Annotated in this window: 19 protein-coding genes; 6 read left to right on the forward strand and 13 right to left on the reverse strand. The window is 62.8% G+C overall.

Annotated features, from left to right (window positions below; genetic code table 11):
• Window positions 1–566: 566 nt before the first annotated feature.
• Together ACT3TS_RS10760 and ACT3TS_RS10765 are read right to left on the reverse strand one after the other, a co-directional pair.
• Complete coding sequence (locus ACT3TS_RS10760; protein ID WP_444531504.1) at window positions 567–1073, reverse strand: hypothetical protein; 507 nt, start codon at window positions 1071–1073, stop codon at window positions 567–569.
• A 707-nt stretch (window positions 1074–1780) separates the two neighbouring features.
• On the reverse strand, window positions 1781–2350 hold the full coding sequence (locus ACT3TS_RS10765) for a transposase (RefSeq protein WP_444531505.1): 570 nt from the start codon (window positions 2348–2350) through the stop codon (window positions 1781–1783).
• A gap of 393 nt (window positions 2351–2743) precedes the next feature.
• Between ACT3TS_RS10765 and ACT3TS_RS10770 the strand changes: the two genes are divergently transcribed.
• Window positions 2744–3283, forward strand: coding sequence for a hypothetical protein (locus ACT3TS_RS10770; RefSeq protein ID WP_444531506.1), 540 nt, complete (start codon window positions 2744–2746; stop codon window positions 3281–3283).
• 190 nt (window positions 3284–3473) lie between these two features.
• Entirely contained in the window at window positions 3474–4952 is a 1479-nt protein-coding gene (gene cls, locus ACT3TS_RS10775; RefSeq protein ID WP_444531507.1) for a cardiolipin synthase, read from the forward strand.
• Between the two features lie 116 nt (window positions 4953–5068).
• Here cls and pabB read toward each other — a convergent pair whose 3' ends face one another.
• The 5 genes from pabB to ACT3TS_RS10800 form a co-directional block, all read right to left on the reverse strand.
• Window positions 5069–7270: an aminodeoxychorismate synthase component I gene (gene pabB, locus ACT3TS_RS10780; protein ID WP_444531508.1), complete on the reverse strand. Its 2202-nt coding sequence runs from the start codon at window positions 7268–7270 to the stop codon at window positions 5069–5071.
• A gap of 87 nt (window positions 7271–7357) precedes the next feature.
• Window positions 7358–7861, reverse strand: coding sequence for a low molecular weight protein-tyrosine-phosphatase (locus ACT3TS_RS10785; RefSeq protein ID WP_444531509.1), 504 nt, complete (start codon window positions 7859–7861; stop codon window positions 7358–7360).
• 107 nt (window positions 7862–7968) lie between these two features.
• Window positions 7969–8334, reverse strand: a complete 366-nt coding sequence (locus ACT3TS_RS10790) for a hypothetical protein (protein ID WP_444531510.1) — start codon at window positions 8332–8334, stop codon at window positions 7969–7971.
• Window positions 8335–8417: 83 nt separating this feature from the next.
• The gene (locus ACT3TS_RS10795; protein WP_444531511.1) at window positions 8418–9038 is read right to left on the reverse strand and encodes a LysE family transporter; all 621 of its coding nucleotides are present in this window, start codon (window positions 9036–9038) and stop codon (window positions 8418–8420) included.
• Window positions 9039–9088: 50 nt separating this feature from the next.
• Complete coding sequence (locus ACT3TS_RS10800) at window positions 9089–9949, reverse strand: methyltransferase domain-containing protein (RefSeq protein ID WP_444531512.1); 861 nt, start codon at window positions 9947–9949, stop codon at window positions 9089–9091.
• A 350-nt stretch (window positions 9950–10299) separates the two neighbouring features.
• Between ACT3TS_RS10800 and dnaK the strand changes: the two genes are divergently transcribed.
• From dnaK to ACT3TS_RS10820, 4 genes are all read left to right on the forward strand, one after another.
• Window positions 10300–12171: a molecular chaperone DnaK gene (gene dnaK, locus ACT3TS_RS10805; protein WP_444531513.1), complete on the forward strand. Its 1872-nt coding sequence runs from the start codon at window positions 10300–10302 to the stop codon at window positions 12169–12171.
• A gap of 2 nt (window positions 12172–12173) precedes the next feature.
• A complete protein-coding gene (locus tag ACT3TS_RS10810) occupies window positions 12174–12731 on the forward strand; it encodes a nucleotide exchange factor GrpE (protein WP_444531514.1) in 558 nt (185 codons plus the stop codon).
• 103 nt (window positions 12732–12834) lie between these two features.
• A complete protein-coding gene (locus tag ACT3TS_RS10815) occupies window positions 12835–13827 on the forward strand; it encodes a DnaJ C-terminal domain-containing protein (protein WP_444531515.1) in 993 nt (330 codons plus the stop codon).
• Between the two features lie 85 nt (window positions 13828–13912).
• Window positions 13913–14353, forward strand: a complete 441-nt coding sequence (locus tag ACT3TS_RS10820) for a heat shock protein transcriptional repressor HspR (protein WP_444531516.1) — start codon at window positions 13913–13915, stop codon at window positions 14351–14353.
• Window positions 14354–14475: 122 nt separating this feature from the next.
• On the opposite strand, the gene ACT3TS_RS10825 is transcribed toward ACT3TS_RS10820, so the two are convergent.
• The 6 genes from ACT3TS_RS10825 to ACT3TS_RS10850 all read right to left on the reverse strand — a co-directional run.
• A complete protein-coding gene (locus tag ACT3TS_RS10825; RefSeq protein ID WP_444531517.1) occupies window positions 14476–17982 on the reverse strand; it encodes a DEAD/DEAH box helicase in 3507 nt (1168 codons plus the stop codon).
• A 214-nt stretch (window positions 17983–18196) separates the two neighbouring features.
• Window positions 18197–19450 (reverse strand): MFS transporter, encoded by a 1254-nt coding sequence (locus ACT3TS_RS10830; RefSeq protein WP_444531518.1) that lies wholly within the window; start codon window positions 19448–19450, stop codon window positions 18197–18199.
• A gap of 35 nt (window positions 19451–19485) precedes the next feature.
• Window positions 19486–20232: a respiratory nitrate reductase subunit gamma gene (gene narI / locus ACT3TS_RS10835; protein WP_444531519.1), complete on the reverse strand. Its 747-nt coding sequence runs from the start codon at window positions 20230–20232 to the stop codon at window positions 19486–19488.
• A 3-nt stretch (window positions 20233–20235) separates the two neighbouring features.
• Complete coding sequence (narJ, locus tag ACT3TS_RS10840; protein ID WP_444531520.1) at window positions 20236–20856, reverse strand: nitrate reductase molybdenum cofactor assembly chaperone; 621 nt, start codon at window positions 20854–20856, stop codon at window positions 20236–20238.
• On the reverse strand, window positions 20853–22580 hold the full coding sequence (gene narH, locus ACT3TS_RS10845) for a nitrate reductase subunit beta (protein ID WP_444531521.1): 1728 nt from the start codon (window positions 22578–22580) through the stop codon (window positions 20853–20855). The genes narJ and narH overlap by 4 nt, the downstream gene beginning before the upstream one ends.
• Window positions 22580–23095, reverse strand: a 516-nt coding sequence (locus ACT3TS_RS10850; RefSeq protein ID WP_444531522.1) for a molybdopterin dinucleotide binding domain-containing protein, incomplete at its 5' end; no start/stop codon positions are given. The genes narH and ACT3TS_RS10850, both read right to left, overlap by 1 nt.

Genomic DNA, 23095 nt, shown 5'->3' on the forward strand with positions numbered 1-23095 from the left:
TGGTCCCGCAGCCGGTTAAACGAAGCCCGTCCAGCTGGCGTATCCGTATGCATTGTTGGTGGGCACTAGGGCATTCCCATGGAGTGTGGAGGTGACGCAATTGTGGTTTTCAAAATCTTGGTTGTAGTCCACGGAATATCCGTCCGATCCCAACTCAATGTAACCACCTTGGTCTGGGATCACTCCTGAGACTTCGTAAGAAGCGCTGACTGTATTGGCCTCCGAAGCAGAAGCGTTCACCTCAGCCTTGACCGACGCAATCGCATTTCCCAAGTTGACGGCTACAGAACCTCCGATTGTCGCTGTGGCGGTGGAACTCTGGCCGGCAGTAATTTTGACAGACTGACCTGGGGATCCGCCCAAGTGTAGTGACCCCGGAACGTAAGCTCGCGTTATACCCCCTTGGCGCACATCCGAAGTGGCGCCACCATCGCATAGACTCTGCGTCGAAATATCACCGTTTGGCGCGTCATCCGCCTGAGCGCCCGCAGGTAGCGCAAAGCTTCCAGCAGCAATAAGAACTACCGCCGCTGTTGTGCTGAATATTCTTTTCATCCGTATACTCCCTACTTCTTCGAGACCGTAACAAAATATGTCACTTGTCCGCTAGTGACAATATTGATGTTGCTAGATGCTGGGTCCAGTGCCGTTTTGAACTTCACGTCATATAGGGCAGGCATTAAATTCTCTTCAGGAACGCAATTGCCATCAGTAAATTCATCGGCACCACTTGACGTTTTAATCTTAACAGAACCCGTTCCAAAGCAATTGAATGTCACCGACACCTCAATTGGCTTTCCTGACTTTGCATCAAGAGGCACCACTGCTGATCCAGTCCCAGTTTTCTGCGCAAATATTATTGAGGATGAATTCGAGCTCAGGTGTTTGGATTGGTATTTGAACAAAGTTTCAGCCACAGCGGATTTTTCAGCACTCGCAGAAGAATTTGACGACACGGAAGTACCGGTGTCATTGGGGCCTGCTTCAGATGTGCAGGCCGTTAGCCCGGTTGCTAATAGAATAGAAACAGTAATCAATTGGATGTTCTTTTGGGTTCTCTTTATTTTCCCCATAAATCAACCTTAGCTAGGTCAATTGGAGGGGTCAAGTGAAATACCTACTATTTTGACTTGTTTTATTATTTCATATGTGAAATCATCCTCCATCAATAGGAGAAGCGTCTGTTTGAAATATATTGATGACTCCGCAGCGGCCAGCAATTGCGGCCCGCGCGACAGCGTGGCGTGGACGTAGACCACGGGTAGCGTCGGACGTCAGGCGGAGCATCGTCCCTCCGGTTCCCACAGATGCTGACGCGGCACTCTCCTGCCATCGGGACGTTCCCGCCATGTCATCATGAGCCGTCGCGGGAATCGTTCCGCCGGTCTAATAGCGGCACCACTTGCTCCATAGCCGCTACCTAAAAGGACCACTGTCGGTATTGACGAGGAGAGCCTATCTGAGCGAGCTCAAGTCTTCGATGCACTTATTGCCACTGCGCCGGGCAATCCATGCAGCGCCGATTATCATCCGAATAATCAACTAATCGCGCGAAGTTTCCGCATCTTATCCGAGGGCATCGCGCCTCTAACTTTCATGACGCGGGGATATCGCTGGATCAGGGCTGACCGGCTGCCTGATGGTTCTTATTGTGGCACTCGGATGTGACATTCTGATCGCTGACCGGTGGGGCGGTTGTCGGTGGCTGGTTCCACACCGGTCACGATGGTGCTGGGTTTTTGCTTCTCTGGGTGAGTGCGGACGGTCGGCTGGCACCCTTCTATGGCGGGTATAGCACCGCGATCCGTTTCACTCGTTGAAGCAGCAGTTGTATCTCTGGTGCAGTGGCGGCCAGGTGCAGGGCTGTTTGGCGGGCGCGCTTGGCGAGTTTCCCGCCGATTTCAAAGAGCCTGGCCCGGAGCTTCTTTGGTTCCCAGCATCTGGCTTTCGTATCTTTGAACCCGATCATCTGGGTCCAGGCCATGACCTCGGTGGCCATCATGACGACATGGCACCACAACTTCTTGGCGGTGAAGGACTTGAAGGGCAGGTTCGCGAAACCGCTGTCTTTTGCGTTGCGAATCCGGACTTCGCAGCGTGCCATGAGCCGGTGGCTGACGTCCAGATCAGCGAGCTGGCCATGTTCCTGGTTCGATGCGATCGCTGTGTACCGTTGCCCGTCGATGTCAGTGATCAGCATCTGGGCACCCACGTGCGGAATCTCCTTACGAACGATGACCGGCATCCCCGCCGGCCATGAGGAGAGTCGAAAATCGGGGCCTGGGCTGGGCCTGGACTGTGCCCGGCAATGAACTTGGCGCAAGACCTTGACGCGACTGGAAGTCTCCAAAGAGTTTTACCTCCGTACAAGCGGAAGCGGAACCGTTCCAGTCTGGCTGACGAGACTGTCCAAAGGGATGGGATGCGACTGTCCATAAGGATAGATTTTGCGCCATAAGTTGGTGTGCGGACCAATTCCTGGACAGGCTTGTTAGAAGAGCGGCAGCAAGAGTTGTTCTCTCTGCAGGAACTCTACGGAGTACCTGTCGGTGGCGTGAGCAGGAAACGAACGGTCCGATCTCACGTCACCGATCGACACTCCAAGCCAGCCGGCCCGTGGACAAAAAGCCATTCGAAGGCCGAGGAAATTTTCTCATTCCGCTGCGGGCGGCGCATCCCGAAGGAAAGAAGGAAATTTGTCCATCAATGTGACGACCGGTGACCTGCAGCACGAGACTAACTGATGGTGAATCACAAGGTCCCGTCCTCGATTCTATTAGTGGCAGCATTGGCCCTCGCTGGTTGCAGCACTCCGGCCAAGGAAATTTCGAGCGACACGCCACCCAGCTCGTCCAGTTCGCTTGCGACATCAGCCCCCGCGACGAGCCGCGATTCTCCCTTTTCACCGCTAACGAGCGTCGTCGACTTTTGGAAGAAGTATCCCGAACTTGCAGCTGCTCCCTCCCAAATGGGCAAGTTGCTACTCAACGAAAAGGGAAATCAGACGGACAAATTCGTACTTTCGAATGCTAAGGCGCAAGAAGCCGTGATGGTGGTGTTAATCTGCGACAGCGAATCCAGCTACAAGGTCACGCTCGGAAATAACACGGACCCCAACCTCGCCGAAACCTCCGGCGGATCCTGCGGAGGGCCCATGATAAACAGTTACACGACTGCTCCGCATGACTCATCCAAACCGGGCACGGTTCCAGACTTCATCCAGGTCGAAGTCCCCTCAGGAGTCAATTTCCACCTCTCCGCGTTTGGGGTCGACGGGACCTAACCGCTTCTGCATGTCTCGTCGGGCAGTGGAACAACTGCTCCTGCACCAAGTGCGGTTAGGATGTTGTCACCCGCGCTGGAAAATAGGTGGCCGAACGATGCGACGCCGGCGGCCATGACGCTGCCAGGGCATTGCGGCTGACACGGCATTGATACCGTTGCTGCGTGGATACTGACATAAGGAGACCTGCATGATCTGGACGGCGTTCAGCCTGCCAACCTCCGATTCATGGGTTTCCGTGCTCATAATGCTGGTGGACCTGGGCATCCGCATTGCCGTGCTCGGCATCATCCCCGGAAACCGCCGCCCCACCACCGCCATGGCTTGGCTGCTGTGCATTTTCTTCCTTCCCTACGTCGGTCTGGTCTTGTTTCTCATGTTCGGCAATTTTCGGCTCTCCCGGCGGCGGCGGGAGAACCAGGACGCTGTCAACCAGCGCATTGTCGAGGGCACCAAAGGCATCGCTTCACTGGTGGACGCTTATGAGGGCCCTGCCTGGGTGAAGTCGGCGATGGAACTAAACCAAAATCTGGGCTTCTTCCCCGCTCTGGGTGGCAATTCAGTCCAGCTCATCGAGGGCTACCAGGAGTCCTTGGACGCCATGGCCGACGAAGTCAGCCGGGCCAAGGACTATGTCAACGCCGAGTTTTACATCATGAGTTCGGACGAAAGCACCGACAGGCTGTTCAGGGAACTGGAAGCTGCGGCCGAACGCGGTGTGCGGGTGCGTGTGCTCTTTGACCACATTGGCTCCCTGCGGGTGCCCGGCTACCGTGGCATGATCCGCCGGCTCAAGGCAAGCCAGATCCAGTGGCGGCGCATGCTGCCGCTGCTGCCCGTGAAGGGCCAGTGGCGCAGGCCGGACCTGCGCAACCACCGAAAAATTCTCGTGGTCGACGGGCGGATTGGCTTCACAGGCTCGCAAAACATTATCGAACCGTCCTACCGCAAAAAGGCGAACCACAAAATTGGCCGCCAATGGGTTGAACTGATGACTCGTCTTGAAGGTCCCATCGTCGGTACTTTGAACGTCATGTTCGCCACCGACTGGTCATCAGAAACCGAAGAGTCACTTGAGTCGCAGCTGGCCACTTACCACTGGGATTCGTTTTCGGGCGGTTCGCTGTGCCAGGTGGTGCCCAGCGGGCCCGGGTTTGTCACCGAGAACAACCTGCGCCTGTTCAACACGCTGCTGTACTCGGCGGAGGAATGCATCACCATCTCCAGCCCCTATTTTGTCCCCGACGACTCCCTGCTCTACGCCATCACCACCGCCGCCCAGCGTGGGGTGGTTGTGGAGCTGTTCGTCTCTGAAAAGGGTGACCAGTTCCTTGTCCACCACGGCCAGCGGTCCTACTACGAAGCGCTGATGAAGGCCGGGGTGCGGATCTACCTTTACCCCAAGCCCATGGTGCTGCACGCCAAGCACTTCACTGTGGACTCCGAAGTTGCGATCATCGGTTCATCCAACATGGACATGCGCAGCTTCTCCCTGAACCTTGAGGTGACCGTCATGATGATCGACCGTGACGTGGTCCGGCAGATGCACGCCGTCGAGGACCACTACCGGTCCATCTCCCGTGAACTGAAGCTGGAAGACTGGGTCAACCGGCCGATCCTGGCCCGCTACGTCGACAACGTGGCCCGACTGACCGCGACACTGCAGTAAAACTGCCCCGCAGGCCGACGGCCCGTGGTTCCCTCGCGGACAGTAAGATTTCCTTCGGTCGTTCCTCCCTTCGAGAATCCATCCCCGCTCTGGGCACCACCGGCCGCCTCCGCAGCTCAGGACGGGAATTCAGCGCCCAGCGTGGACAAGACCCCGTATGCCTTGGCCTGAATTTCCTGCCATTCCGCCTCGTCCTCGGAGTCTGCCGTAATGGCGCCGCCGACCCCCAGTGCAAGGTGCGTGCCGCCGTCGTGCGTGTCCTGCAGGACCAGCGTGCGGATCACCACCGAAAGATCCAGGGCGGCATTGAGTGAAAAATAGCCGATGGCGCCCGAGTAGATCCCGCGCGGGCCCGCCTCGAGGCCGTCGAGAATCGCCATGGTGCTGATCTTGGGGGCGCCCGTCATGGACCCTGCAGGGAAGGCGGCGGCCACGGCCTGCGCGCGCGAACTCCCCGGCGCCAGCTGCGCCTCGATGGTGCTGACCAGCTGGTGCACCGTCGCGTAGCTTTCAATGGCAAACAGCCGCGGGACGGTCAACGTGTGCGGCAGGGCAAAGCGGGACAGGTCGTTGCGCAACAAGTCCACGATCATCACATTTTCGGCCCGGTCCTTCAACGAGGTGGCCAAATCCGTCTTGAGTGCGGCGTCGACAGCGGGGTCGGAATCCCGGCGGCGGGTGCCCTTGATCGGCTCCGCACGCATCCTCCCCTCCGAGTCAATGCGCAGGAAACGCTCGGGCGACGTACTGCAAACACTCAAATCGCCAAGGCGCAGGAACGCGGCAAACGGTGCGGGGCTGCGCCGGCGCAACGCCTGGTACGCCGTCCAGGGGTCCATCCTTTGCGCGGAGTGGGCTTCCAGCTGGGTGGTCAGGCAAACCTCGTAGGAGTTGCCGTCGTGGATTTGGGCCTGTGCCGCCGTGATCATCGCCTTGTACCGGCGTTCACCGTCCCGCGCCGTGAATTGCGGTGCCGGCCCACCCGTGGGAGTGCTGCCGGTGATGTCCGACGCCGGATGGCCGGGCTGGGTGCCCCGTCCGGCTTGGGCCGCGGCATGCGCAGTGCGGACCGCTGTGCGGAACGCCCCAGCCTCCTGGCCGGATGATGGGTGGTGGGTGCCCGCCAGCGTCAGAACGTAGAGGCAGTTTTCCTGGTGGTCCAGGACCACTGCGCGGCCGGCAAAGAGCAGCGCGGCGTCGGGCAGGGCCGACAGGGCCCCGGCCGGAACGACTGGAGCGTTCGGAAGGTCCACGGGTCCCGCGGCCGGGGGGTCGGCTGTGATTGCTGCGCCGCCAGTTTCGGTCTTGAGTTCATAGCCCAGATAACCCAGCCATCCCAGTGTGAAATCGCCGGGATAGTGCTCGGGTGCCCGCACGGCCTTGCGTCCCCACACGGAGTCCAGCCAGAGGAAGAACGGGCCCCGGATGCGGGTGGTGACTTGGCCGGCGGTGACCGTGGTGACGCCACTGCGGTGGCGGGCCACTTGGCCAAAACAGCCAGAGTTGTCGGCCATGATGGAGAACCTGGCTCGGGCGCTGGGCGGCTTCCCGGCAGCTGAATCGCTCACTGCAGGGGTGGCTGATTCCGAGGTCCCGGTCCCGGTGGCGGTTTCGGCGATCGAGCTGTCAAGCCACACGGCGTTGTCCGCAGCACCAAGGAGAGCGTCGAAAAGTGCGGCGGCCGGCGGCAGCCCGTCAAGGCGGGTGACGGACAATTCCAGTCCGCGGCGCCGCGCCAGCTCCGGGCCCAGCACATGTTCCAAGGCCGGCAGCTGGGTCAGGGCGTCAAGGACAAGTCCAGGGGCATTGGCAACGCCATGGGTACCGTCCACCAGAATGTCCGCATGCTCGGCGGACGCCTCGCCGGCCAGAAGGCTTTCTTCTTGTTCCGCCCAGACGTCCCAGTAGGGTGCGTACGTTTCGCCGTCCCGCTCCAAGGCGCGCTGCTTGCGGGAATGGGTGGGCGCGTCCACCCAAATTACGGCATCCACAAACCCGGCCGCCCGTCCATGGGCGGACCCCACACCCTCCACGACCACCACCGGGGCAACCGCGGTGGTCCGGGACGCGCCGTCGTTCCTGGCCTCCCAGTCCCACGCGGTCCAGATGGCGGGCAGGCCCTCGCTGAGGGGTTCCAGGACCTGGCCGATATAGCGTTCCACACCTCCGGCCAGGCCGTCCCAGCCCGGGTAGATGTCCTCGAGGTGGAAGAGCGACACGGGGCGGTGGCGGCGCAGCAGGGCTGCCAATTCCACAGCGACAGTGGTCTTTCCGGCACCGGAGCGGCCGTCGACGGCGATGATCACCGGGCGTTGCATGGGCCCACAATTCCGGGGGTGCCACTGTGGGTTCCGCTGTGGAGCGGCAGCTGTTGGGAGCCTGCGGGCAATGGCAGGACCCGGGGTCTAGCCACGTGCGTGACCGTAGTCAGCGGCGTGCGCCAAGATGCCGGGAATGGCCGCGGAAATCAACTCCCAGCTGACCTGGAAGTCCTTGGCGTCGCCGTACCAGGGGTCGTAAATGCCTTGCTCGTCCCGGCTGGCGTTGGCCACTGCAGGGTCAAAGGAACGCAGCATCCGGACCTTGCTGGCGGCTTCCGGGGTGGACGCCAGCGCCTGGAGGGCGTCGTAATGGTCGGTGTCCAGAGCGAGGATGAGGTCCCGGTCGGCAAACCAGGCCGGATTGAACGTGCGCGCCGCGTGGTTGGCAGCGGCAATGCCGTGGCGCTTGAGCGTGGTTGCGGCGCGGGGATCGATCGGATTGCCCGTCTCCCACGCCGAGGTGCCCGCGGAATCAACTTCCACGTCCATGCCGGCATGGTCGGCGGCGGCTGCCACCATGAATTCAGCCATGGGGGAGCGGCAGATATTGCCGGTGCACACGGTAATGATCCGGTAGGGAGTGTTCATTCAGTCAGTCTATCGGCGGGAGGAGGTGCGGCCGGATGGCGCCTGGCCCAACACCCTGCCCCGCGCTGGACCCGGCCCGCCCCGGTCCCGGCACGTGCTCAAGCAGCTCAGCTCCACGGGCGCTGGCCCGTGATGCGGATGTACTCGCGCCGCCAGCGCATGCGCTTGACGCCGATGATCATGGCTGCGGTGCCGAGCCCGCCGAACACAAGCAGCAGCACAACGGCTAGAACCGCCAGTCCCGGACGCCCGGTCTGTGCGCTGTCCATGAGGACCGCGAGAAAGAGGACCGCTGCCATCAAAAATATGAATGCGGCGAAGGTGACCTGCCCCAGCGGGCTTTGAATGCTCCTGCGTGTGCCCATGTAGCTGAAGGGCTCCTTGGGGAGATCTTCCGGGCGCAACCGGGATGCCGGGTACCTGGTCGGGGCTTTCTCGTCAGGGTGTGGCTGCTGAAACCATTGGTTGCTCATGGAAGAAGTGTAAAACCCCGGGTGGCCCACCGCGCACCCGCAGCGGGACCAGCCCACGGAAATGTGCGGGCCTGCGGGCCGGGTTACACCAGGGCCAGCAGCACGCCCACCGCGATGAACATGATGCCGAAAATGCGGTTGAGGATCAGCTGCCCGCGCTCGCTGCCTGTCAGGTGTTTGAGCTGCTTGGCGCCGGCGGCAAAGATGAACCACATGACGATGATGTCAATGACCACCACGGTGGCGGTCAGGACCACGTATTGGGGCAGCAGCGGATCGGCCGGCCGGATGAACTGGGGCATGAACGCCAGGAAGAACACAATGGCCTTGGGGTTCAGCAGGTTGACCCAGAGCCCGCGGCGGAACATCGAAAAGCCGGGTTCAACAGCGGCGGGTGCGTCCCCGCCGTCGTCCGTCTCTGCCTTGGCCAGCAGCTTCCGGATGCCCAGGTACACGAGGTAGGCGGCGCCCACATAGCGGATCAGCAGGAACAGGAACGGGGAGCTGGAGACGATGATGCCCACGCCGGCCGCAACGATGACCACATGCAGCACCAACGCCAGCTGCTGGCCCAGGATGCCCCAAAAGGATCGGCGGAAACCAGCGGTCAGCGCGTTGGACATGGTGTTGATGGCGCCTGCGCCCGGAGTCAGGCTGATCATGGCGCCGGCGCCCGCAAGGGCCAGCCAAAGGGAGAATTGCACCCGCCAAGTTTACAGCGGCTTTACAGCGGCAAAATGCTCTCCGAGACTGACTACGCCCGGGCGATGATTTCCCCGTTGGGCATGAGGAACCAGCCGTCTTCGCTGGCGCCCCAGGTCCGCCAGCCCGCCGAGACCCGCGCCAGTGTCGGTGCATCGGCGAAGCCGTAGCCTACGGCCTGTTCGGCAAATGCGGAGCCCACCGTCCGGTCGGCCCAGACCCCGGCGAGCCAGGCCCGCTGCTCCGGTGTTGCGTACAGCCAGTTGGCGGACGACGGCGTGACATCAGTGAATCCCGCGGAATGCGCCCAGTGCAGCAACCGCCGCCCGGCATCCGGTTCCGCCTGGTTGTGGCGGGCAACCTGTTGGTACAGGGCCATCCACTCTTCCATTTCGGGCAGCTGCGGGTACCAGGACATGCCGTGGAAGTCCGCATCCCGCACCGCCACGATGCCGCCCGGTTTTGCCACGCGCCGCATTTCCTGCAGCGCGGCAACCGGGTCCGTCAGGTGCTGCAAAACCTGGTGGGCATGCACCACGTCGAAGCTGTCATCGGGAAAGTCCAGGTTGTAGACGTCGCCGGTGTCGAAGCTGAGGTTGGCCAGGTGCTGGTCCGTGGACATCGCCGTTGCGGCTGCCACGACTTCCGGCGCCCGGTCCAGTCCCAACACGGCGCCGGGGGCAACCAGACGGGCGAAGCCGGCCGTGATGGTGCCGGGGCCCGAGCCCACATCCAGCACGCTGAGACCGTGGGTGAGGTGCGGGATCAAGTAGGCGGCAGAATTCGCCGCCGTCCGCGACGTGTGGGAGCGGAGCACGCTCTCGTGGTGGCCGTGCGTGTAGACGTCGCTGTGGGATTGGCCCTGGGATTCGCTGTGGGGTTGGCCCTGGTCCTCGCTGGATTGCTCGCTCATAAATGGGAGCGTACGCCCGGCATCCCGCCCGTGCCAGAGTGTCCCGCATTGCGGGCAGCCGCGGGCAGGCGGGCAGCTGCGGACCAGAACAGCCCGCACGCAAAATCCTCCCGTGCCCGGTCCGTCCGGAAAGCAGCCCCGCACTGGTGGCGCAAGTCGCAAAGCCGGCCGTCCGGCGTCGTACGTGTTCGCCTAAAGTGAAAGTTGAGCCTACTACGCTCAACTTCATTTGACATGAAAGCGAGTCTGAGTAGAGTTGAGTGCAGAACGCTCAATACCGCTGGTTGGGCGACCCGGCGCCACCATGGCGACGGACTTGTTCACGCAGCGGCCCATGAAAGGAACCACTTATGTCACGTGCCGTAGGTATTGACCTCGGAACCACCAACTCTGTTGTATCCGTCCTCGAAGGTGGCGAGCCCACAGTCATCGCCAACGCTGAAGGCGGCCGCACCACCCCGTCGATCGTTGCCTTCTCCAAGAGTGGCGAAGTCCTGGTCGGCGAAATCGCCAAGCGCCAGGCCGTCAACAACATTGACCGCACCATCGCTTCCGTCAAGCGCCACATGGGCACCGACTGGAACGTTGCGATCGACGACAAGAAGTACACGGCGCAGGAAATCTCCGCCCGCACCTTGATGAAGCTCAAGAACGACGCCGAAGCCTACCTGGGCGAGAAGGTCACCGACGCTGTCATCACCGTCCCGGCCTACTTCAACGACGCCGAGCGCCAGGCCACGAAGGAAGCCGGCGAAATCGCGGGCTTGAACGTGCTGCGCATTGTCAACGAGCCCACGGCTGCTGCACTGGCCTACGGCCTGGACAAGGGCAAGGAAGACGAACTCATCCTCGTGTTCGACCTCGGTGGCGGAACGTTCGACGTTTCCCTGCTGGAAGTTGGCAAGGACGAAGACGACTTCTCCACCATCCAGGTGCGCGCCACCTACGGTGACAACCGCCTCGGCGGCGACGACTGGGACCAGCGCATCGTTGACTTCCTGCTGAACCAGCTCAAGGTCAAGGGCATCGACCTGTCCAAGGACAAGATCGCCCTGCAGCGCCTGAAGGAAGCTGCCGAGCAGGCCAAGAAGGAACTCTCCTCGGCTTCCAGCACCAACATCTCCCTGCAGTACCTCTCCGTAACCGCTGACGGCCCGGTCCACCTGGACGAGCAGCTGACCCGCGCGAAGCTCCAGGACCTGACCAAGGACCTGCTCGAGCGCACCAAGAAGCCGTTCAACGACGTCATCAAGGAAGCCGGCATCAAGGTTTCCGACATCGACCACATCGTTCTGGTGGGCGGCTCAACCCGCATGCCCGCCGTCGTCGAACTGGTCAAGGAACTGGCCGGTGGCAAGGAGCCCAACAAGGGCGTCAACCCGGATGAGGTTGTGGCCGTTGGTGCCGCACTGCAGGCCGGTGTCCTGAAGGGTGAGCGCAAGGACGTGCTGCTCATCGACGTCACCCCGCTGTCCCTGGGCATCGAAACCAAGGGCGGTGTCATGACCAACTTGATCGAGCGCAACACGGCCATCCCGACCAAGCGTTCCGAGACCTTCACGACAGCTGATGACAACCAGCCGTCAGTGGCCATTCAGGTCTTCCAGGGTGAGCGTCAGTTCACCCGTGACAACAAGCCGCTGGGCACGTTCGAGCTGACCGGCATTGCTCCGGCTCCGCGCGGCGTCCCGCAGGTTGAGGTCACCTTCGACATCGACGCCAACGGCATCGTGCACGTGTCCGCCAAGGACAAGGGCACCGGTGTTGAGCAGTCAATGACCATCACGGGCGGCTCCTCGCTGTCCAAGGATGACATTGAGCGCATGGTTCGCGAAGCTGAAGAGCACGCAGCCGAGGACAAGGAACGCCGCGAGGCAGCAGATCTGCGCAACTCCGCAGAGCAGCTGCACTACTCGGTGGACAAGGTTCTGGCCGACAACGATGACAAGCTCGCCGACGAGGTCAAGAACCCCGTCAAGGAAGACGTCACCGCGCTCAAGACTGCCCTTGCCGGCGACGACGATGCAGCCGTGAAGGCCGCATTTGAGAAGCTGCAGGCTTCACAGTCCACCTTGGGCGAGGCCATCTACGCCGCAGCCCAGGCTGAGGGTGCAACGGCTGACGCCGGCGCTTCCGAGGGTGCCGAGTCCGCCGAGGCAGGCGCCGAGGAAGACATCGTTGATGCCGAGATCATCGACGAAGACGCAGACGAGAAGAAGTAAGCATGTCTGAGTCCACAAACCCCGAGGAGGTTCCGGAAAACGGAACCCCGGAAGGCGAAGCCCCCGACGCACTGTCGCAGGCCGAGGAGATCCTCAACGGTGTTGAGGTTCCGGCCGAGGACTCCGTGGCGCAGGGAGCAGTGGCAGACGACGCCGCCGAGCTGAAGAACGACCTTCTTCGCTTGCAGGCCGAGTATGTCAATTACCGCAAGCGTGTTGAGCGGGACCGGGCAGTTGCCGGCCAGATGGCCGTCATCGGCGTGCTCAACTCGATTCTGCCCGTCATGGATGACATCGACGCGGCACGTGCCCACGGCGACTTGGTGGATGGCCCGTTTGCGGCCATCGCCGCCAAGCTGGAAACAGTGTTGACAACGTATGGTTTGGAAAAGATTGACGCCACTGGCGTTGCGTTTGATCCAACCGTCCACGAGGCGCTCATCCAGCAGCCGGGCGCAGACATTGAGGTTGACACCGTCAGCCAGGTGCTGCGCAATGGTTACAAGTCCGGAGAGCGCATCCTGCGCGCCGCACAAGTGATCGTGGCCGTGCCGGAGTAGTCCCACAGCACCACTTCCGCTGGCCGGGCGTGTCGAAACCCCCGGGTGTCGACAGGCCCGGCCAGCAGAAGCATTTCCCACAAACTTTTAGAAAGGAGGCGTCTTGGCAAGTCAGGATTGGGTCGAGAAAGACTTTTACAAAATCCTCGGTGTGTCCAAAGATGCATCGGACGCCGACATCAAGAAGGCCTACCGGAAGCTGGCCCGCAAGTATCACCCGGACACAAACTCCGGTGATCCCAAGGCGGAAAAGACTTTCAAGGACGTCTCCGAAGCGTATTCAGTGCTCTCCAGCAAGGAAGACCGCGAACAATACGACGCCATCCGGGCCATGGGCGGCGGCGCCCGCTTCAGTGCTGGGGGCAGCGGCCACAACGGCGGTGGCGGCGGCGGTTTTGAAGACGTCTTCGGCGACCTCTTCGGCGGTGGCGGCCGCGGCGCACCCCGCGGCAACCCGGGCTTTGGCGGCTCAGGCCTGCCCCCGGAATTCGCCGACCTCTTTGGCGGTGGCGGCGGAGGAGGCGGTTTTGGCGGCTTTCAGCCAACACCAACCAAGGGCGCGGACCGCACGGCCTCAACCAGCATCTCCTTTGCCGGGTCCATCAACGGAACCAAGATTGGCCTGCGCGAGCCGAACGGTGAGGTGATCGACGTCCGCATCCCCGCCGGCATCAAGGACGGCCAAAAAGTCCGGGTCAAGGGCAAGGGCCAGTCAGGTGCCGCCGGTCCCGGCGACTTGATGGTCACCGTCAAGGTCAAACCCCATGACTTCTTTGTCCGGGATGGCAACAACATCCGCGTCCACGTCCCCGTGGCATTCCACGAGGCAGCTCTGGGCGCCGACATCAGTGTGCCCACGTTGACGGGTGAGACCGTTCGTGTCCGTGTCCCCGCCGGCACACCGTCCGGCCGCACCTTGCGTGTCAAGGGTGCCGGCGTGAAATCCAAGAAGGGCGACGGCGACCTCCTCGTCACGATCGACGTGGCGGTTCCGCAGAAGCTTAACAAGGAAGCGGAGGAAGCCGTGCGTGCCTTTGCCGCTGCCACGGGCGACGACGATCCCCGTGCAACGCTGAAGGACAAGGCAAGGCTGTAACTACTATTCACGTTGGGCCCACGCCCGCAGGGTTCCCTGGCCGAGGTACGAGGTTGGGGAGCGGGCGGGGAGAAAGGAAATTGCAATGATCGTTGACCCGTACTCGCCCATCTTTGTGATTTCCGTGGCGGCTGAATTGGCGGAGATGCACCCGCAAACGCTGCGCCAATACGACAGGTTGGGCATCGTGAAGCCCCGCCGCGCACCCGGCCGGTCCCGCCGCTACTCGCAGCACGACGTTGAGATGCTGCGTGAAGTGCAGCGACTGTCCCAGGAGGGTGTTTCCCTTGAGGGGATCCGGCGCATCATGGAACTGCAAAACCAGGTGGAGGCACTGCGCTCCAAGGTTCTGGAACTGACCGACGCCCTGGAGGCAGTTTCAGCGGAGATGGCCTCGCGGCCGCCCCGCGCCAACAGCCGCGTGTTTGCCGGCGGCCTCACCGGCGGGGATATCGTGGCCCTTGCCCGCGGCCAGCGTCCGCGCCCGCGCAGCCAGGCCGTGGTGGTCTGGCGTCCGCAGCGGTAATCGCTCCTGCATCAATCCCTCCTGCATCAAAATCGAGTTTGCACTTGTTGGACCGATGACACCGAAAATCGTTGAAATCGGGCCAACAAGTGCAAACTCGATCAAGGGGAGGCGACGGGGTGTCAGTCGCGGAAGAGACCGGCCAGGTCCGTCGCCGTCAAGGCGCCGCCGGACAACGAGTCCCCGCTCATCACATCCGAGAACAGCTGGGACTTCTTGGCCTTCAGCGCCATGACCTTTTCCTCGATGGTGTCCTTGGCGACCAGCCGGTACACCATGACGTTCTTCTTCTGCCCAATGCGGTGCGTGCGGTCCACTGCCTGCGCCTCGGAGGCAGGATTCCACCACGGGTCAAGGATGAACACGTAGTCGGCCTCCGTCAGGTTCAAGCCAAAACCACCGGCCTTGAGACTGATCAGGAACAACGGTGCCGTTCCGGTCTTGAACTCATCCACGACGGCGGCCCTGTTCCGGGTGCCCCCGTCAAGGTAGGTGAACTCGGTGCCCTCGGCGACGAGACGCTCACGGACCTTGCCAAGGAAGCCCGTGAACTGGCTGAAGATCAAGGCCCGGTGGCCTTCCTTGATCACGTCTTCAAGCTGTTCAAACAACACGTCCAGTTTCGAGGAGCGGACCCCTGCCTGGCTCTCATCCACCAGTGAGACGTCCAGGCTGAGCTGGCGCAACAGCGTCAGCGACTGGAAAATGGTGAAGCGGTTCTTGTTGACGTTTTCCAGCAGCCCGAGGATCTTGGCCCGCTCCCGCTGCAAATGCGTCTGGTAAATCTTTTGGTGGCGCGGATTCAACTCCACTTCCAGAATTTGTTCCTGCTTGGCAGGCAGGTCCGCAATGACCTGTTCCTTCGTGCGCCGCAACATGAGCGGTTTCACCCGGGAACGCAGCTTGCCCAGCAGCTCGGAGTCGGCATTCTTTTCAATGGGCCGCTGGTAGAACTCGGCAAAGCGCTTCGGGCTGGGGAACAGCCCGGGCGCCACAATCGAGAGCAGGGCCCACAGCTCCATGAGGTTGTTTTCCATGGGTGTACCCGTCACAGCCAACTTGAACGGCGACTTCAGTTTGCGGGCACACTGGTACGCCTTCGACTGGTGGTTCTTGACGAACTGCGCCTCATCCAAAATCAGCCCGGCAAAGGGCTGCATCCCGTATTCGGCAAAATCAATGCGGAACAAGGCGTAGGAGGTGATGACAATGTCAGCACCGGCAAAGAAATCCGCCGAATTCAAACCGCTCTTGGCGAACGTCTCGGAAACGGTGACGACCTTCAAACCCGGCGCAAACCGGATGCTTTCACTGGCCCAGTTGCCCACCACGGAGGTGGGTGCGACCACGAGGAAGGGCTGGTTGCCGGATCCGGATCCCGAACCGACTCCTGCACCGGTCCCTGCCTCGACGAGCGCGTCGGTGCCGCGCCCGGCGGCAGCATCCGCCTTGACCTGGCACATCAAGGCCAGGGTCTGGACGGTTTTACCCAAACCCATGTCGTCCGCAAGCACGCCGCCCAGCCCAAAGCTGTACAGGAAATGCAGCCAATTAAAGCCGTCCAACTGGTACGGGCGCAGTGTCGCGTTCAAACCGGCCGGGGCTGGCAGCGCGACGGGCGGTCCGCCGTCGAGCAGGCCCGTGACTGTCTTGCGCCAGGCCTGGGCCTGTTCGTCAACAATGCCAAGCTGGGCCAACTCGTCCCACAGCCCGGCCTGGAAGCGGCTGATGCGCAGCTCGCCGTCCTTGTCGTCATTGAGGCTGCGGGCTTCATCAATCAAGGCGCGCAGCTGGTGCAGTTCGGGCCGGTCCAGGGAGAAGTAGGCGCCGCTGGGCAGCAGCATCCGCGTGTTCCCGGCGGCCAGGGCGGAGAACACGGCGGCGAAGGAGACGTACTGCCCCTCCAAGGTGATCACGATGCCCAGGTCAAACCAGTCGCGTTCGTCGGTGGCCTTGGTGGAAATGGTGACGATGGGTGCCTCGGTCACCTCGCGGTAGCTGGCAATGCTGCCCGAGGTCTCCACCTCAACGCCCGGCAGCGCCTGCAGCCGGGGCAGCACCGTTTCGGTGAAGGTGAGGGTGTCCAGGTCGTTCAGCAATGCGGTCCCGGCCAGGGTGGGATCCCCCCAGGAATGGTTGGCCGCGACGCCCATGGCGGTAATGTCCTCCCACGGCTGCCCGACACTGGCGATCAGCCGGGCCTCCGCACCGGTGTCGCGAACAGCGTGCTCGCCCAGTTCCGGCCACAGCGGCAGCGACGTCACACGGCTGCCCACAGGGTAATGCCACTCCCAATGCAGCCGCACCGAATGGTCCGCACCGTACGCCGCCAACAGCGACAACGTCGGCTCCACATAGGCGGGCAGCTCCACCGACTGGTCGGCAGAAACGACGGCGGCGGCCTGCTTCAGCTGCGGATAAAACTGGGTGAGGAACTTCTCCCGCGCACGCTCCGGCACATGGACAGTCTCCTTCCGCAGCGCAAAATCAAGCATCTGGGTGGACGAGTCGGCGGGCAGCGGCGCCAAGGTGATGCTGCCGCGGACGACGGCGTTGCGGCCTTGGGCGGCGTTGCCCGAGTTCGCGGCCGGCTCGCCATTGCTGCTGAAGAACAGTCCGCTGACGGGGGAACCGAGCCGCCCGACGATTTCGGCCTCGACCGGGACGCCCTCCAGTTCAATCAACGGGCCCACATCCAGGCCCCCCGATTCGGCCCGGGTTACATCCAGCTGCAGGGCGGCGTCCTGGTCGGCAACCCGGACAGGGTCGCCGCTGCCCGACTGGATCAAGGCGACGCCGTTCTTGTGTGCGCCCGACAGCAGCTGCCAGAGGTTGCGGCCGGCGAAATCGTTCAGCGACAGCCAGGCGCCGGCATTGCCGTGGTTGTACTGCCGCGGGCTGTGCGAGGACAGGAATTCGCTGAGCCACTCCAACTGGGTGCGGTCGTGTGCCCCGCCGTAGGCAAGGTATCCCAGGGTCGCCCAGCTGACACCGGTCTTGACCCACTTGCCGCGCGTGCCCATGACAACAGGGCGGACGTTGAGAACTGGTTCGGAGGGCACGGTGCTGCCGCGGCCGCGGTAGGAAAAGCGGGGCGGCGGCACATGCAGCTCAAACTGCAGGCCCAGCGCCGGGGTGTCCGGGCTCGGTGCTGCAGTGGCGGGCGGCAGCAGGGCCGACAGTGCGGCTTCCCAGGAGTCAACCGCCTGTTCGTCGATGTTGTTGGTGGGAGCAGCGGCCGCGGATTTGCCGTCCTTGGCCTTGGCCAGCAATGTTTCCAGGAACGTTGGTTCCCGCGGCGACTCGTCGGGAACGAAGAAGTCCGTGAACGACTGCTCGTCTTCAGCCGCGGCGATCAAGGCCACCACGTGCTTGCAGTTTTGCCGGACGGGGCAGTTGCAGATGCCCACGCGGCATGCGACGACGCCGTCGTGCTCGCGGACGAGTTTCGCCGTGGCCCGGTATTCCTGGGTGCCCTGCACCTTGCCTGAGAGCAGCCCGGTGGCAGGCTCCAGAACTATGTCGCTGACACGGTCCTGATCCGCATAGGCGCGTCCGGCGGCAATGGAATCCTCGGTGAACTCGGCGATTCGGGTCAGCAGACGGGAATCGGCGGAGGAGTGCGTCACGGAACTGTTCCACCTGTCGGTTGGGGGTGGCCCAAGATTGCGGACCACATCTATCAATCTTACGCAGTATTGCTGCGCATGATTACCCCAAGCCAAGAGGACCCCCTTTGGGTGCGGGCCCGACGCCCCCTCCCGGCGCAACAGCTGCCGCGGAAATGCTGGATTCTGGCCATCGTTGCCCACGACGACTTCGCAGATCGAGGAGCGGCGGGCGTTACTTCACGGCCGGGGAGGCCTCCTTGGCAGGGGTCTTCACAAGGAACAAGGTAAACAACAACGCCACGATGGCCGTGACCACCAGCAGTGAGAGCCCAATCGCGTACTTGTAGTTCTCCGCCGATGGGTTGTAGGTCATGCCCATGATCAACGGCGGGAAGTAGCCGCCCAGGCCGCCTCCCGCGCTGACGATGCCGCTGATGGTGCCGACCTTGCCGTCGGGGGAGAGGGCGCCCACCCAGGCAAAAACCCCGCCGGTGCCAAGGCCGAGCGCCGCGGCCAGTGCAAGGAACACGGGCCCCGCTTGGACGTCGGCCGCCGGTTCGAGCGCTACGAGGAAGCCCAGCACAGCCACCCCCGCCAGCGAAGCAAGAACCACGGGCTTGGAGCCGATCTTGTCCGCCAACACCCCGCCGATGGGGCGGGCTATCACGGCCGCCAGGGCAAAACCCGCGGTTCGGGCACCCGCGGCGCTTGGATCAAATTCGTACACGTCACGCAGGTACGTGGGCAGATAAGTGGCAAAGGAAACAAAGCCGCCAAACACCACGGCGTACAGGAAACACATTTTCCAGGTGACGGCCAGCTTGGCGGCGTCGATGAGCTTGGGCATGACGGGGGCTGTATTGGGCTGCCAACCCGGGGCGTTCTTCATGAAGAACCAGACCAGGACGGCCATGACGGCCAACAGTGCGGCAATCACCAGGTGCGTTGGCACGTAGCCGATGGTCTTGACCAGACGCGGATTAAGGAAGGCGGCCAAAGCCGTGCCGCCCATGCCCGCACCAAACACGCCGGTGGCGAAGCCGCGGCGGGACGGCGGGTACCAGGAGCTTACGAAAGGGATGCCCACGGCAAAGACCGTGCCGGCAACCCCCAACAGGAAGCCGGCTGCAAGCACCAGCGCCAAGGAGTTGAGTGCCCCTCCCAATGCAACCAGCAAAACTGTGGGAATCGTGGCGAGCAGCACGACGGTGAAGAGCGCCCGGCCGCCGTACCTGTCGGTCATGGTGCCCACGACGATGCGCCCCAAGGACCCCACAAAGATGGGCATGGCCACCAGGATGCCCATGGTCCCGGCCGACAGTTCCATGGAATTCGCGTAGTGGGTGCTCAGCGTGGCTATGACATTCCACGCCCAAAACCCCACCACCGAGGCGGCTGTGGCCAAAACAAGGTTCAGCGCCTGACCCTTCAGCGCCTGACCCTTCTGTGGCGGGGACTCGGCTGTGCCTGCTGCGACTCGTGCCATGGTCTCTCCTGTCGTGGGCGGTGCAGGACGAACGGCTAGCGGTGCCGGGTGTCGCGGTCGTGGGTGCCAACGTCCGACCAGCCGTGGCGGCCGGCAACGCTGGGGCCCTTGTCCCGTGAGCGGTACACGATGTAGGGGCGGAACAGGTAGTGCAGGGGTGCGGTGAAGGCGTGCACCAGCCGGGTGAACGGCCAGACAATAAACAGCAGCATGCCCACCAGCGTGTGGATGTGGAACGAGAACGGCGCGGCGGCCATGGCGGCAACGTCCGGCTGAAAGATGAACAGCGAGCGGAACCACGGGGAGACGGTGTCGCGATAGGTCGCATCGTGGTCGGGCCAAAACACGCTGGCCAGGGTTGTCCACAAACCAAACACGATGGCCGCCACCAGCACCACATACATGAGCTTGTCGTTCCTGGTGGTCGCCATGAAGACCGGCCCGGTCTTGCGGCGGCGGTAGATCAACAGAACAATCCCGCCCAGCGTGCCAACCCCGGCAATGGTGCCGACAAAAAGCGCGTTGAAGTGGTAAATGTTCTCGGTCATGCCTACCGCCTCGGTCCACGACTTGGGGATTACGAGGCCGAAGAAATGCCCGGCTATGACGGCGAGCAGGCCAAAGTGGAAGACGGGGGAGCCAATCCGCAGCAGCCTGGATTCGTAGAGCTGGGAGGAGCGCGTCGTCCAGCCGAACTGGTCGTATTTATAGCGCCAAATGGAGCCGCCCACAAGTATGACAACCATGACGTACGGCAGCACGCCCCACAGAAAGATGTCCATCGCTCATGCCCCTTTCATGGGCAGCAGCCGCGGATCGTACGGGTCAAGGCCCACGGATTCGGTGGGCGGGCCGTAACCCGCCATCCGCATCACCGCTTGTTCATCCGCCGGGGACGCGCCCGGCAGCGTGTTGCAAACGGCCTGCACAATGTCTGTGTGCGGCAGCGTGTCCCGCTGCAGCCCGAACTTGATCAGTTCCAGGCTGGGCCGGTACTGCTGCAGGAGATCCCTGCCCGCGGCCAGGTCAACGGTGGCCGCATACTCCAACACCATCGGCAGGTAATCGGGCAGTTCGCCCCGCGTGTCCACCAGCGTGTCCGAACCGCGGTACACCTTCTTGAACGCGCCCAGCACCTCCCCGCGGCGGCGGGTGTCCCCGTCGGTCCAGTAGGACAAGTGCAGCGCGTGCCGTTTGCCCAGGTCAAATTCCTGGACGTACTGAGTTTGCAGGGCCATCAGGGCGGTGGTTTCCAGCGCGGAAAGCACGACGTCGAACGGCTGGCTTGCGCCCGGAAACTCACCGAGGGCGGCCCGCATCAATGGCACGCGGGCCACGAGCTGCTCGTCCGGGTAGGACAGGCACCAGGATGCCGCCAGGTAGGTGATCCGGTCTTGTTTGCTCACTGGCTGCCGCCTTCCAAGGCGTCCTCGCGGTTGCCGGCGGGGGGCTCGATGGGCGGCTCGGTGGGGTGCCGTTGCGGGAACATTCCCGCCGGTGCACCGTTGCCATCCCAGTTCAGCAGGTTCACCCGGCCGCGCAGCGTGTCAGCTCCCGCCACCGAATCGGAGGTCTGCCTGTCCCGCAGGGCATTGAAGGTCTCGACGGCCACCGGGGTGGGCCGTCCGCTGGCCTCGCCAAACGGGGAGCTGCCCATGGCACCCATGCCGGGTCCGCCGTCGAAATCCAGGGAACAGCCCATCTCCTCAAGGTCATGCGCCTGCTCGGCGTGCGCCTTGGGAATCACATAGCGTTCCTCGTACTTGGCGATGGCCATGAGCCGGTACATCTCATACATGGTTTCCCCGTCCATGCCCACGGAGGCGGGAATGGACTCATCCGGGTCGTTGCCCAGTGAGATGCCGCGCATGTAGGAGCGCATGGCCGCCAGTTTGCGCAGCACCTCTGTGACTCGTTCGGCGTCCCCGGCAGTGAACAGTTCGGCCAGGTATTCAACCGGGATGCGCAGGGCGTCAATGGCGCCGAAAAGCACGTCGGAATCCTCGGCGTCGTGCCCCTGCTCCCGCAGCAGGTCAACGACCGGGGACAGCGGGGGGATGTACCAAACCATGGGCATGGTCCGGTATTCGGGGTGCAGCGGCAGTGCCAGCTTGTACACCTTGGTCAGCGCATACACTGGCGACTTTTGGGCCGCCTCGATCCAGTCTTCCTGAATGCCCTGCTCGCGGGCCGCCTTGATGACGGCCGGGTCGTTGGGATCCAGCAGCACGTCCATCTGCGACTGGTACAGCTCCTTCGGATCCGTGACCGAGGCGGCGGCGGTGACGGCGTCGGCGTCGTACAGGAAAAGCCCAAGGTACCGCAGGCGGCCCACACAGGTTTCCGAGCACACGGTGGGCAGGCCGACCTCGATGCGCGGGTAGCAGAACGTGCACTTCTCGGCCTTGCCGGTCTTGTGGTTGAAGTAGATCTTCTTGTACGGGCAGCCGGTCATGCACTGGCGCCAGCCGCGGCACTGGTCCTGGTCAACCAGCACAATGCCGTCCTCGACGCGCTTGTAAATGGCGCCGGAGGGGCAGGACGCCATGCAGGACGGGTTCAGGCAGTGCTCGCAAATGCGCGGCAGGTAGAACATGAACGTCTGCTCAAACTCAAACTTGATCTTGTCCTCGGACTCGCGGCGGACCTTCTCCACGATCGGGTCAAGGTGGCCCATTTCGGCGGTGCCGCCGAGGTCGTCGTCCCAGTTGGCGCTCCACGTGATCTTCGTGTCCTTGCCGGTGATCAGGGATTTGGGCCGCGCCACGGGGAAGTCGTCGCCCAAGGGGGCGTCGATCAAGGTCTTGTAGTCGTAGGTCCAGGGCTCGTAGTAGTCCTTCAGTTCCGGTTGGAGGGGGCTGGCGAAGAGTCCGAACAGCTTCTTTACGCGCCCGCCGGCCTTCAGTTTCAGCCGGCCGCGCTTGTTCAGCTCCCAGCCGCCCTTCCACTTTTCCTGGTCCTCGTAGCGGCGCGGATAGCCCTGGCCGGGACGGGTTTCCACATTGTTGAACCAGACGTACTCCACCCCTGCCCGGTTGGTCCAGGCCTGCTTGCACGTAACCGAGCACGTGTGGCAGCCAATGCATTTGTCCAGATTCATGACCATGCCCATTTGAGCCATAACACGCATTAGTACTGCACCTCCTGGGAACGACGGCGGATGGTGGACACGTTGTCCCGCTGGTTTCCGGTGGGACCCAGGTAGTTGAACGCGTATGTCAGCTGCGCGTACCCGCCGATCAAGTGGCTGGGTTTGATCAGCAGCCTCGTGACGGAGTTGTGGATGCCGCCGCGCCGGCCGGTGGCCTCGGACTTGGGCACGTCGATGGTGCGTTCCTGCGCGTGGTAAATGAACGCCACCCCCTCGGGCATGCGGTGGCTGACAACGGCCCGGCCCACAAACACGCCGTTGGTGTTCACACACTCAACCCATTCGTTGTCTTTGGCCTTGATGGCGTCCGCGTCCTGCGGGCTCAGCCACACCGTCGGCCCGCCGCGGGAGAGTGAGAGCATGAGGAGGTTGTCCTGGTACTCGGAGTGGATGGACCACTTGGAGTGCGGTGTCAGGTAGCGCACCACAATTTCCTGCTCCCCGGTGGGCCCCAGCTTCGGCTCGCCAAACAGCCTGTGCATGTCCAGGGGCGG

It is taken from the genome of Specibacter sp. AOP5-B1-6, from assembly GCF_052376555.1.
Lineage (GTDB): Bacteria > Actinomycetota > Actinomycetes > Actinomycetales > Micrococcaceae > Specibacter.